The 11,776-nt window shown below is 52.9% G+C and carries 12 protein-coding genes; 5 read left to right on the top strand and 7 right to left on the bottom strand.

Annotation, left to right across the window (positions count from 1 at the left end; genetic code table 11):
• From OXG87_06550 to OXG87_06530, 5 genes are all read right to left on the bottom strand, one after another.
• Positions 1-239, bottom strand: a 239-nt coding sequence (locus OXG87_06550; GenBank protein ID MCY3869200.1) for an ABC transporter substrate-binding protein, incomplete at its 3' end; no start/stop codon positions are given.
• 5 nt (positions 240-244) lie between these two features.
• A complete protein-coding gene (locus OXG87_06545) occupies positions 245-661 on the bottom strand; it encodes an ATP-binding protein (protein ID MCY3869199.1) in 417 nt (138 codons plus the stop codon).
• Positions 662-663: 2 nt separating this feature from the next.
• Positions 664-1,833 carry a SpoIIE family protein phosphatase gene (locus tag OXG87_06540; GenBank protein ID MCY3869198.1) on the bottom strand — a complete coding sequence of 390 codons (1,170 nt, stop codon included), beginning with the start codon at positions 1,831-1,833 and terminating at the stop codon, positions 664-666.
• A 448-nt stretch (positions 1,834-2,281) separates the two neighbouring features.
• Entirely contained in the window at positions 2,282-2,620 is a 339-nt protein-coding gene (locus OXG87_06535; GenBank protein MCY3869197.1) for an STAS domain-containing protein, read from the bottom strand.
• A 268-nt stretch (positions 2,621-2,888) separates the two neighbouring features.
• Complete coding sequence (locus OXG87_06530; GenBank protein MCY3869196.1) at positions 2,889-4,439, bottom strand: alanine/glycine:cation symporter family protein; 1,551 nt, start codon at positions 4,437-4,439, stop codon at positions 2,889-2,891.
• A gap of 170 nt (positions 4,440-4,609) precedes the next feature.
• Here OXG87_06530 and OXG87_06525 point away from each other — a divergent pair, with 170 nt between their 5' ends.
• The 5 genes from OXG87_06525 to OXG87_06505 all read left to right on the top strand — a co-directional run bounded on the left by OXG87_06525 (position 4,610) and on the right by OXG87_06505 (position 10,628).
• Positions 4,610-6,025 carry a hypothetical protein gene (locus OXG87_06525; protein ID MCY3869195.1) on the top strand — a complete coding sequence of 472 codons (1,416 nt, stop codon included), beginning with the start codon at positions 4,610-4,612 and terminating at the stop codon, positions 6,023-6,025.
• An 18-nt stretch (positions 6,026-6,043) separates the two neighbouring features.
• On the top strand, positions 6,044-7,324 hold the full coding sequence (locus tag OXG87_06520; GenBank protein ID MCY3869194.1) for a sulfatase: 1,281 nt from the start codon (positions 6,044-6,046) through the stop codon (positions 7,322-7,324).
• A 14-nt stretch (positions 7,325-7,338) separates the two neighbouring features.
• Positions 7,339-9,081, top strand: coding sequence for a hypothetical protein (locus OXG87_06515; GenBank protein MCY3869193.1), 1,743 nt, complete (start codon positions 7,339-7,341; stop codon positions 9,079-9,081).
• Between the two features lie 107 nt (positions 9,082-9,188).
• Positions 9,189-10,244 (top strand): hypothetical protein, encoded by a 1,056-nt coding sequence (locus tag OXG87_06510; protein MCY3869192.1) that lies wholly within the window; start codon positions 9,189-9,191, stop codon positions 10,242-10,244.
• Positions 10,245-10,340: 96 nt separating this feature from the next.
• Entirely contained in the window at positions 10,341-10,628 is a 288-nt protein-coding gene (locus tag OXG87_06505; protein MCY3869191.1) for a DUF1330 domain-containing protein, read from the top strand.
• Between the two features lie 140 nt (positions 10,629-10,768).
• On the opposite strand, the gene OXG87_06500 is transcribed toward OXG87_06505, so the two are convergent.
• Entirely contained in the window at positions 10,769-11,419 is a 651-nt protein-coding gene (locus tag OXG87_06500) for a GPP34 family phosphoprotein (protein ID MCY3869190.1), read from the bottom strand.
• Positions 11,419-11,776: ThuA domain-containing protein (locus tag OXG87_06495; GenBank protein MCY3869189.1), on the bottom strand; the 358-nt coding region annotated here is incomplete at its 5' end. The genes OXG87_06495 and OXG87_06500, both read right to left, overlap by 1 nt.

Here is an 11,776-nt window from a genome sequence, read left to right as displayed (position 1 = left end):
TCGCATGCGTCATCGAGAGACAATAACATGAGCTGCCGACCATGCACGCCGCCCCGCGCGTTAGCCTCCTGAAAAGCTGCCTCAATACCAATCCGCATGTTCTTGCCCAGTTCTTGAGCGGGACCACTAAAGGCGGCGGACTGCCCAAAAAGGATACGCTCATCAGAGATTCCGGATTCTTCTGCGCGGATTTCCACAATCAGCAAAACGAGCAGTAAAACCGCACAATTGTAGAGCATTCCCCTCATCCATTCCTCCGCTTAATCAGAGTAAGATGATTCTTATTCTGCTCTCGGCGATAGTGTACATCGTCCATCATAACGCGCATCAGATGGATGCCAAGCCCCCCTATCGGCCGATCTTCTATCCCTGCGTCCAAATCTGGTTCGGGAGCGTCACTCAGTGGATTGAAGGCATGCCCGTCGTCTATAATCTCAACGGTGAAAACATCCTCATCCGAGGTCAGCGTGACCTCAATCTCGTGGCGTGCATCGTCGTCGTACCCGTAGTTTACAGTATTGACGATCAATTCTTCGAGAACGAGATCAACCTGGTACACGAGATCGGGGGGCCAAGCCCCCGCCTCGCCGAGTTCTGCCACGGCATCGTGAAGCCGCTCCAACTCGCCGAGATCCGATGCAATACATAGAGAACGTTTCACCTTCATATCCCAATCTCTCTGCAAAAAAGTGTCATACAGGTCATATCGTCAAACTGGGGCATATCACCCGCAAATCCCTGCACAGCTTGAAAAACCGCCTGATTAATTTCGCGAACATCACACGAACAATGCTCGGACAATACAGCACACAAACGCTCCATCTCAAACTCCTCATTCTGGGCATTCATGGCTTCGGTTACACCATCTGTGTAGAGCACGAGGGCATCGCCAGGCGACAGAGTGACTGAGTTTTGTTCGTATTTAATATCTGGCATGATACCCAGAGCAATTCCGTTGGTCTGGGGGAGCACAGTCGAACTGCCATCTGCATGGACGACAATCGGGGGATTGTGCCCTCCGTTGGCGTACGACAGCACCCCACTCCCCGGATTGTATTCGGCGTAAAACACGGTGACAAACATCGCTGCGTCGTTGTCTTCCTGCAGGAGATTATTGACCTCGCTCAACACCTCGGCCGGGCTCGATCTGCCAATTGCGGCTCCTTTCATCAACGTGCGACTGGACATCATGAATAGAGCAGCCGGTACACCCTTATCGGAAACATCGGCAATTGCCAGACCGACACAGTCATTTTCCAGATTGATAATATCAAAAAAGTCACCGCCCACTTCGCGTGCAGGCTCCATGTTTCCAAATAGCTGATAGCCTGGTTTGTTGGGAAAGACCTTCGGCAGGATCGACTGCTGCATCTCATGGGCAACGCGAAGCTCGTTTTGCAGTGCCACCAGCTTATCCCGCGAAGCCACAGCCTCGCGCCACATCTGCAGGTGTTCCAGAGTGCGCTCAATCGTGACCCTCAGATCCTGAAAATCAATGGGCTTGGTAACAAAGTCGAATGCCCCTCGATTCATGGCCGTACGGATATTTTTCATATCGCCATAAGCCGAGACAATGACAGCGCGGAGGTCGGGATCGACTTGCGACATCTGTTCGAGCAGCGTGAGACCATCCATCCTCGGCATATTAATGTCCGAAAGCACCATATCGATATCCGGATCCGCGTTCAGCACCTCGAGAGCCTCAACGCCGTTGTAGGCAAAGACGAATTCGTAGTGTCCGGCGCGAACATCGCGCCGCATGCGCTGCCTCACGAGATGTTCGAGATCGGGTTCATCATCAACCACGAGTATTTTGTATTGCGCCTTTTTCATATATGCGCCTCTTAATTAATGGTGTCTTACTTATACTGATGTTAAGCACTATTTGATCGGAGCACAATGATTGCGATAGCAACAGTCCTCGTTTCAGAGACCTATCTTTTTTACTCACTTGTGTGGAAAGGGTTCCGGGGAGAGTTACTAAAGTAGATAAATGCCAGACCGGTCATTGTGTAATGACAAACTGCGCGACACCAGATAGTAAGGTTGGCTGTTATTCGGGAGGTTTTGAAAGCGGATATACAGGGCATGAGAAATACCCTGGAAAATGATCTATAGACCAGATACACAGGAAATCGGATCGGCGTATGAGTTCGAGAACGCCTGTAACCCGATTGAGGAGAGCACACAGTAAGCATGGCGGGTCTAACGGTCTGTGCAATATGTTAAATAAAACACGCCAAACTCTCATCTATGGCTTGAGAGCACACGCGACAGCAGGTTATCCGCCCAGTGCAGCGCAAGCCTCTGCCTGTGAGTCGTAGATCGAAATGATCTTGTCAAATCCGCTGATTTTGAAGACCTCTCCGATGGGACCAGAAAGCGAGCAAAGCGCGAATTCCGCATTGCGATTCCGGAGTGACTTGGCAACCAGCAAAATGACCCGCAGGCCCGAGCTACTAATGTAAGAAAGCCCCCCAAAATCTACGACCACGCATGTATCGTCGTCACTGATTGCGGAGCTTAATACATTTTCGAACTCGCGGGCATTGGCACTATCAACCCGGCCATTCACGTTCGCGATTAAAATGCCATTTTCTCTTTGGGTTTTAATCTCCATGGACCTGTATCCTGATGTGTGAAAATTATCTACGGAAGCTCTTGCCGCACGTCGCGTGCAAAAAACAAACACACTCACTCAATTCGGTCAAGAGCTATTGCGCCCCATAGCGAGATGTATTCTTGCAGGGAATTGAGAAGTTCAGCTAAAATATTACTTGTCTATGCGAAAGTCAAATCTTTTTTTCATTCTTATTTCATAGTACACACAAATTTCATAGTACACGCAAAACGGGTTCACCTGTGATGGTCAACCCGTCTTAAAGCTATCAATATGTATTCCTCGGATACGCCTTTATTTCACCCGCCTTGTAACGCCCCCAGTATTCGTTGAGCCTGTCTTTGATCTGTGGACTCATGATAATACAGCCGACAATATTCGGAAACGCCATTGCAAAAATCATCGCGTCGGAAAAATCGACCACACTCTTTAGCGCGGTGACAGACCCGATAAAGACAAAGCACACAAAAACAATTCGATACGTCAGAGTAGATCGCAATCCAAAAAGATATTCCCACGCTCGCTCGCCGTAATATGCCCACGCGATCACCGTCGTATAGGCAAAGAACATTGCCACAATTGCGATGACATAACGCGACCCGGGCGCGAACGAATCAAATGCCACAGATGTCATCTGGATTCCCACGAGATACCCACTTTGCCCTTGAAATTCGGGCAACTGATACGCACCCGTAATCATACAAACCAATGCCGTCATTAAACATATAATAACGGTGTCAATAAATGGTCCAATCATCGCCACTATCCCCTGACGCACGGGTTCATCGGTTTTGGCTGCCGCGTGGGCAAATGCCGCAGAACCCAACCCCGCTTCGTTGGAAAAAGCCGCCCTGCGTACCCCTTGAACCAGGGATCCCATGAAGCCACCATATATGGCTTCAGGTATAAACGCCTGGGAAATGATATTCACAATCAGGTTGGGCAATTCGGTAATACGCGCGAGAATAATGAGAAAGGATGTGAGCACGTACAACCCACACATGAAGGGTACAATGCTCGCTGTGACAGTGCCAATGCGCTTGATACCTCCACTAATGACAATGCCCACTACCCCCGCCATTAAAATCCCGACAACCCAGTTATAGGTCTTAAATCCCTCGAATACAGTACCGAGCATTTCAACTGTCTGATTCACCTGAAACATATTGCCAATGCCCAGAGAACCGCCAACTGTCAACACGGCAAAAAACACAGCCATCACGCGCCCCAAAATTCCAAGGCCTTTTTCTTTTAAGCCCTGTTCCAGATAGTACATTGGCCCACCCGACACGCGCCCATCGGGATGGATTCTTCTGTACATCACCGCCAGAGTACAGGATACAAACTTGGACGCCATACCAAAAAAAGCCGTGACAATCATCCAGAAAACAGCACCGGGACCACCGGCACTCACAGCAATCGCTACACCCGCGATATTCCCCTGCCCCACAGTGGCAGACAACGCACTGGTCAGGGCTTTAAAATGCGAAATCTCACCGGGATGATCCGGATTGTCATACCCTCCGCGAATCACATCAATCGAATGTTTCATTCCGCGCAGAGAGATCCAGCGACAATAAAAAGAGTAATAAAAGCCACCACCTACGAGCACAATAATAACGAGTGGAATACCCAGGCCAAAATCAAAAAATATAATCGAAGATAGAAAATTGGTTATCGCACCTAAGCCTGCATTCAATACGTCAATAACCATCTGTATCGCGCCAGACGACTCGCCAGCCAAAGCTTCCTGTGCAAATGCATCACGGGACAGAAACAGTCCCATCAGAAAAGCGAAACGAGAACACCTGAAAAACATTGGAAAATTCCTCAGCTTTGCATTTATACTCTCTCGTAAAACACCAAACGCGACTAATGGGAAACATAATACAAACAAATTGGGGTGATGTATAGCACTTTTACACCCTCTGTGACTTTATCCTTTTCAATAGCTTGACAACACCGCATCCCCGCAATATTTTTCATCCTATGCCACTATTCGATCCCAATCCCCTCGTCCTCGAAGCCCAGGCGCGCGTGTGTACAGGTCCCACGCAATCTCGTCCGCTGGGCAACAAATCCAGCGATCCGCAGCCGCCGCCCGTACTGGATGCCATCCTCAATACCCTGCAAAACAAAGCGCATCATCCGGTCTCCGCTATCCAGATGGGATCCTTTTTTGCAGCCATGCGTCTGCGGCGCAATTACCCGCCCAAAACAGCCTGGAGCCAGGCGGAAATCAACGCCTTTGAACAATATACCCCCCTTCTACAAACCCACCTCTCACCAGATCTGCAATACATCTTCGGCCTTAAAGATCACTGTCCCGCAGAATCACCCGACGAGCAAACCGTCATTGCCGCGTTAAAAACCATTCTCGCCGGAGGGCATCTCACCTATGACCAAACGCGCCTTATGTGCGAAGCCATTCTCACCGAAAGCGTTCGCGGTAGCTTCAAAGGTGCCGCACTAATAGGCCAGCGCATGAACCTCGAATCCTACGACGAAGTGCGCGGATACCTCCACTCGACCTTTGCGCCCGAACGCGTCCACGCAGTACAGGTGAATAACCTCACCCACTTTGGTCAACCCTACAATGGCTCAACACGCTACTTCAAACCCACCCTTTTTGTCGCAGCACTGCGCGCAGCCCTCGGTCGCCCCACCGTGCTTCACGGTGTAGATGCCATGCCGCCCAAATGGGGTATAACCGACGAACAGATCCTCAACGCCCTCAATGCCCGCACCAATCTATCGCTTTCAGAAGCAGCAGAACGACTCGAAAATCCCGAGATTGGCTTTGCCTACATCAGCCAGCGCGAATATGCGCCATTAGCCTATGCAGCCCGCGACCTTCGCGCCCACATTGGCAAACGCCCTCCGTGGTCTGCCACAGAAAAAGCGCAGCAAATCTTCACCTGTTCTGGAAGCAATCACATTGTCATCGGTTATTACCATTCGGGATACGAAATCCCCCTTCTGAAAATCGCACGCGAGACCGGGTTTACATCTGCAGTCGCAATCAAGGGAGAAGAAGGCACCAGCCACTTTTCCCTTCGCCTGGGAAAACCCACCGATAAAACGCGCAACGCCATCAATTTTTCACAGGGCTTTCGCGCCGATCAAACTTATGCTTGCGACATCAATCCCGCCACTTACGGCTTTCACTACACACAAAATCCACGTCCCAATGCCGTGGATGCACAGACCTTTGCCAAACTCGGTCTTGCTGCCCTCTCTGGCGAAAAAGGTCCTGTTTACGACCGCATCGTACTCAATGCAGCCCTCACAGATCATCTGCTCGGTTTCATCACCGATCCCCAAGATGCAATTCAACAGGCGCGAGCAGCAATAGACAACGGTCACGCCCTCAAACACCTTCGAGCATATCTATCCCATACGTAACAATCACAGGAGAATGCAATGCCCCATCCAAACATCCTCTACATCCACTCTCACGACACAGGTCGCTACATTCAGCCCTTTGGACATGCCATGCCCACCCCGAATTTTCAGCGCCTCGCCGAACAGGGCGTTCTCTTTCGCCAGGCATTTTGCGCCAACCCAACCTGCTCGCCGAGTCGAGCCGCACTCCTGACCGGACAATGGCCCCACAGTTGTGGCATGCTGGGGCTTGCCCATCGCGGCTTTCGGCTCAACGATTACAGCCATCACCTCGTTCACACGCTCAAAAAAGCGGGTTACACAACCGCTCTCTCCGGTTTTCAGCACGTCGGTCGCCCTCCAACAGCCGATCCCTCAGAAATCGGTTATGACGAAATATTTGACACAGCGAAAAATCAACGGGCGACCTCCGACGCAGCCATCGCATTTCTCAACCGATCCCACGACAAGCCCTTCTTCCTCGACGTCGGATATACCGTCACCCACCGCAGCTTCCCCGAACCAGAGCCAGAAGACGACCCGCGCTATTGCATACCCCCCGCCCCCTTTCCCGACACCCCCGAAACCCGATACGACACCGCCGCATACAAAACCTGCGTTCGCATCCTCGATACAGAAGTCGGGCGCGTCCTCAAAGCCATAGACCGTGCCGGGCTTGCCGACAACACCCTCGTCATCAGCACCACAGACCACGGCATCGCATTTCCCATGATGAAATGCAACCTCACCGATCACGGCATCGGCGTCATGCTCATCATGCGCGGACCGGGTTTTTCAGGCGGCAAAGTCATCGACGGCATGGTCTCTCAAATTGACCTCTTCCCCACCTTGTGCGATGTGATCGGCATAGACCATCCACACTGGCTACAAGGCAAATCCATACTACCTCTCGTCCGCGAAGAAACAGATGAAATCCACGATGAAATTTTCGCAGAAATCAACTATCACAGCTATTACGATCCGCAACGCACCATTCGCACCAAAAAATGGAAATACATCCGCCACTGGTATCCCACACTGCGTCCCGGTGACATCAACTGCGACGGCAGCCCCAGCAAATCCTACTTTCTCGCCCAGGGCTGGCGACAGAAAAACCAACCCCACGAACAACTCTACGACCTCATTTTTGACCCCCACGAAACCAACAACCTCGCCTCTGATCCCAAATATCAGGACGTGTTAAACGACCTGCGCGACCGCCTCCAAACCTGGATGGAAACAACCGACGATCCATTGCTCGCAGGCTCAGTCCCTGCCCCCGAAGGCGCGCGCATCAACGACCCTGCGGAATTAGTTTGAATTGGGAGCTATCTTTGAGTATAGCGCACAAAAATGAAACCATTCAATACGAGCCTGACGAGCAGTGTCCTCCCTCAGTGTCGATTGGCGTCGCCTTTCAGGGTGTCATGCTTACTCTGGCCAACACGGTGTTGTTTGTAACCATTATCTTCCGTGCAGCTGGCCAGAGTGATCACTATCTATCGTGGGCCGTCTTTTCCTCGCTTATAATCGGTGGCGTTATTACTGCGCTACAGGCTGGTCGGGTCGGACGGCTGGGATCTGGGCAGGTGCTCATGACAGGTGCCGGACCCCACTTCATAGCGATCTCTGTCCTGGCGCTAAAGGAGGGCGATCTGTCCATGCTGGCGAGTCTCATCGTCGTATCGTCACTAATGCAGTTCGCGCTGGCCGCCTGGCTCCCGCTGCTGCGGCGCATCATCACGCCGGTCGTCTCAGGCACAGCGCTCATGCTGATAGCAGTCACAGTCATGACAATCGCATTCGACAGGCTGAAAGAGGTACCTGAAGGGGTGCCTCTGGCCGCGGGTATAGTCAGTGCCGCAGTGACATTGACCGTCGCCGTAGCACTGGCACTGCGCGCTTCAGGGATTTGGCGGCTGTGGTCGCCACTTATCGGAATCGCAGCGGGTTGCGCGGTCGCCGCATACTTCGGACTGTACGATGCTCAGCAAGTAATTGAAGCACCCTGGTTTGACCTGCCGGATATCGCAGTATGGGCGGGGCTCGATCTGAGACCAGGTGCGGAGTTCTGGGCACTTCTGCCGGTGTTCGTGATTGTGAGTCTCGTAGTCGCCATCAAGACCAGCGGCGATAGCGTTGTCATTCAACAGATTTCGCGACGCAGGCCACAGGCGACCGATTTCCGTCTGGTCCAGGGCACACTCAACACCAACGGACTGGGCGCGCTGCTGTCCGGAATTGCGGGAACGCTGCCCACTATAATCTATTCGCCTTCCTGCGTGTCGCTCATCACCCTCACTGGCGTCGCAGCACGCAGCGTTGGATATACTATTGGGGGCATCTTAGTCGGACTGGCGTTCTTGCCCAAGACTGCGGCTATCCTGCTCACAATTCCCAGTCACGTCATGGGGGCTTTCCTGTTGATGATAATGGGTCTGCTCTTCGTGGAAGGTATGAGGACAGTCTTTCAGGATGGTCTCGATCATCGAAAGGCTCTGGCGGTGGGCCTGGCACTCTCAATAGGAGTGGGCCTGGAGAATCAGAACATCTTCCTGGACCTGCTGGGCCAGACGTGGGGCGCGTCACTCGGCAACGGCATGACAGCCGGCGTTCTGGCTACGATTCTGATGACCTCATTCACAGAGCTGACCAATCCGCGGCGCAGCCGTCTGGAGACCGCATTGGACATCTCCGCTCTGCCCAGGATTGACGCATTACTCCGCGACCTCGCCTCCAGGGTCGGCTGGAATGATGCTTCGACGGAGCGGCTGCGTGCCGCAGGTGAAGAGGCACTGTCGAGTCTGTTACAGCTGGGGGGTAACTACGCGACTGATAATGCGCCGAAGTTAATCCTCTTTGCGCGTCCCAATAACGGGACAATAGAGATAGAGTTTCTGGCGGTTTTCGAGGAGGAGAACATCGAAGACCAGTTGGCGTACCTGAGCGAACAGGTCGAGGTTCCGGAGGAAAGCGAGATATCGTTCCGCCTGTTGCGGCATTACGCGTCTTCTGTGCGCCACCGGAAATATCACGGCATAGACATTATTATAGTACAAGTCGATGGCTCGCGATAGTATTGACAGAACACACAAAATCAAATCTACTATCGTCGAATAACTTCTGCGTTACCACAGCTTCGTATCCAGCACCTGTTACTCGCCCATTTCCACAGAGGCTGCCGATGTCCTTAACCTTCATTCACAATCGCATTAGCACCCCGTCGCGTTTGCATTTCACGCTCGTTGACATGAACGGTCAACTGGGGCGCATCGACGGCGGTCTCGGTGTTGCGCTGGAACAACCGGGAATCGTGTTCGACTTCCGCTCCCACGGGCACGCCAACGTGCGTGGTGGCGACGCCAGGCTACGAAAATTCGTGATGAGAGAACTCATATCCAGCAGCGAGTTGCTGGATGTTGATCCAGCCTTGCAGGTCGTTATCCGCGAGACGGTCCCTCCCCATCATGGGCTTGGTTCGGGTACCCAGTGGAGGCTGTCCTTGCTGGCGGCACTGAATCACTGCTTCGAACTGAACCTTTCACAGTCCAAACTGACAGAAATATCGACGCGAGGGGGTACGTCGGGCATCGGCATTGGTGCATTCCAATGGGGCGGTCTGCTACTGGATGGCGGCCACTCCGTTGACCGGGATAAGGACTTCTTTGCGCCCAGCCGCTTTGCCCGCGATGTGCGTCAACCGCCTCTCTTACTTCGCTACGAATTTCCAGTTCACTGGGGCGTAGTCCTGTTCAGACCTCGGGATTTGGGCGGGCTATCGGGCCAGCGAGAACTTGAATTCATGGTCGCTAACACACCGATACCACTGAATGAGGTTCAAGCGGTGTCGCATGTGATCCTGATGCAACTCCTGCCCGCGATCCTGGAGTTCGACCTGCCGGCGTTTGGATCATCAGTGAGTGCCCTGCAGGAGACTGGCTGGAAGCGGCGACATTGGGAGCGACCAGAACTCGTCCCGCTTCAGGCGGTTCGGCGCGGGTTTAACGAGGTGGCCGGCATTGTTGGGTGTGGCCTTTCGTCAACTGGATCCACAGTCTTCGGATTCTTTGACGCCGATGAGACCTCAGATGATGTAGTCAAGGCGCAGTTGCTAACAGCCTTACGGAAGCACGCTGCCATCTCGGGGCAAGTCTGGAGCACGCGCGCCAATAACACCGGGATGCGATTGCAAACCAGAGACGGACCCATTGAGGATACGAGCGACACCAAATATCCATAAAAAAGGGTGTTGACAAAAACTTTAGATTCTTGCTTATAGTAAAACCGGCACTACCATATAGTGGTACTCACATAACATACGAAAGGAGAAGTCAACATGGCAGGATATGTAATTTTGAATAACGGAATAACGGATCAGGCTGTCTTCGCTGAGTTTCGAGAAGGGATTGCAGCGACCGTTGAGGCTCACGGCGGCAAATACCTGGTACGAGGAGGAGTCACTGAGGCGATAGAGGGCGATTGGATACCCGACCGCATGGTAGTGGTGGAATTCGACAGCGTTGAACAGGCGAGGGCGTGGCTAAATTCCCCGGAATACGCCAGACTCAAAGAGATCCGCCTGAGGTCCGCCACCGCCTCCGTGATAATCGCCGAAGGCGTGTAACTTCTGCCTCACTACAGCGGGACCTCAAAAAAGCCGCCTTGCTGGGACTTCAGCAAAGCGGCTTTTCTATTGCTTAACATAATAGCTCATAGTCGCGGGGGACCCACAAGGGGCCCTACGACTAATCCCCTTCACACTTCTCACGGCATCATCTGCACCGCGAGGGCGAGCGATAGCTCGATATCCGTGATCGCCTGCGACATAGCCTGACCGATCAAATCCAGCTTTCGCACCTGATCAATGCGATCTGAAACACGCGCCAGTTCGCGTGCGGACAGAATCTCCTTGAATATATCGCACGCATGCGCAAGGCCAATAATCACGACATCGCGCGGACCTGGGATCTGATCGCTAAACAATACCTCCATAATCCTCAGCTTGACCTCGCGCTCAGCCGTATTGTCAATAATGGGATATCGCCGCGCCTGGAATACCCACATGAACCGGTCCTCTTCGCGCTTGAGAATACCCTGTTCGACGAGCCGATTGAGTGCCACTTCTCGAATCGTATCTGCGCGAAGCGCGGTGCGTTCCACCCAAAAGCGCGCATCCTTAGTATCGTCCGCCTGAGCAATATCCGCCAGCGTCGGATCGAGCAAGCTATCCCCAACCGGAGTCGAATCGACGAGAATCAGATTTTTGAGATCCGTATCAATCCGATTCTCCAGCGCCAAATCCATCAACACACCACCGGCAAGTGCGTACCGCATCAGCCGGTCTGGCACGCGAGCAAACCTCCCATTCTCGTCATCGAGTGTCAGAAGCAAGAGTTCTTCGGCAAATCTAAGCATTACGAGTTCCCTCCAGCCCACTTCACGCCCTGCGTAACCAGTTGCTGCATCCCCGTCCGCTCAAATGTACCTGGCCCGTGTCCCAGAGTCGTGTAAAATACCCGTCCTTCGCCATAATCTTTCACCCAGGCCATGGGATGCTGCTTATCGCTCCAATCCGCGGTCGCCAAAATGTGAACAGCGGGATCCCACGCCGACATATAAATCTCGTCTTCCACTTCAAAATCATCAACCCCCTGCGTAATAGGGTGCGCGTCATCCGCAATATTCACAGTGAACGTCAATCCCGGCGGATGCCAGTTCGCGTGCCCGCCGATCAAATCCACCGCTCTCCCGCCAATCCACCAGGCCGTACCG

Source organism: Gemmatimonadota bacterium, from assembly GCA_026706845.1.
Classification (GTDB): Bacteria; Latescibacterota; UBA2968; order UBA2968; family UBA2968; genus VXRD01.
The sequence above is the reverse complement of the archived record's forward strand: the minus strand, read 5'-3'. Positions and strand labels throughout refer to the sequence as shown.

What these genes read in the sequence shown, in the direction of transcription:
- OXG87_06540 (MCY3869198.1), bottom strand. Translation starts at nt 1,833, where the DNA reads ATGAAAAAGGCGCAATACAAAATACTCGTGGTTGATGATGAACCCGAT.
- OXG87_06535 (MCY3869197.1), bottom strand. Translation starts at nt 2,620, where the DNA reads ATGGAGATTAAAACCCAAAGAGAAAATGGCATTTTAATCGCGAACGTG.
- OXG87_06530 (MCY3869196.1), bottom strand. Translation starts at nt 4,439, where the DNA reads ATGTTTTTCAGGTGTTCTCGTTTCGCTTTTCTGATGGGACTGTTTCTG.
- OXG87_06525 (MCY3869195.1), top strand. Translation starts at nt 4,610, where the DNA reads ATGCCACTATTCGATCCCAATCCCCTCGTCCTCGAAGCCCAGGCGCGC.
- OXG87_06520 (MCY3869194.1), top strand. Translation starts at nt 6,044, where the DNA reads ATGCCCCATCCAAACATCCTCTACATCCACTCTCACGACACAGGTCGC.
- OXG87_06510 (MCY3869192.1), top strand. Translation starts at nt 9,189, where the DNA reads ATGTCCTTAACCTTCATTCACAATCGCATTAGCACCCCGTCGCGTTTG.
- OXG87_06505 (MCY3869191.1), top strand. Translation starts at nt 10,341, where the DNA reads ATGGCAGGATATGTAATTTTGAATAACGGAATAACGGATCAGGCTGTC.
- OXG87_06500 (MCY3869190.1), bottom strand. Translation starts at nt 11,419, where the DNA reads ATGCTTAGATTTGCCGAAGAACTCTTGCTTCTGACACTCGATGACGAG.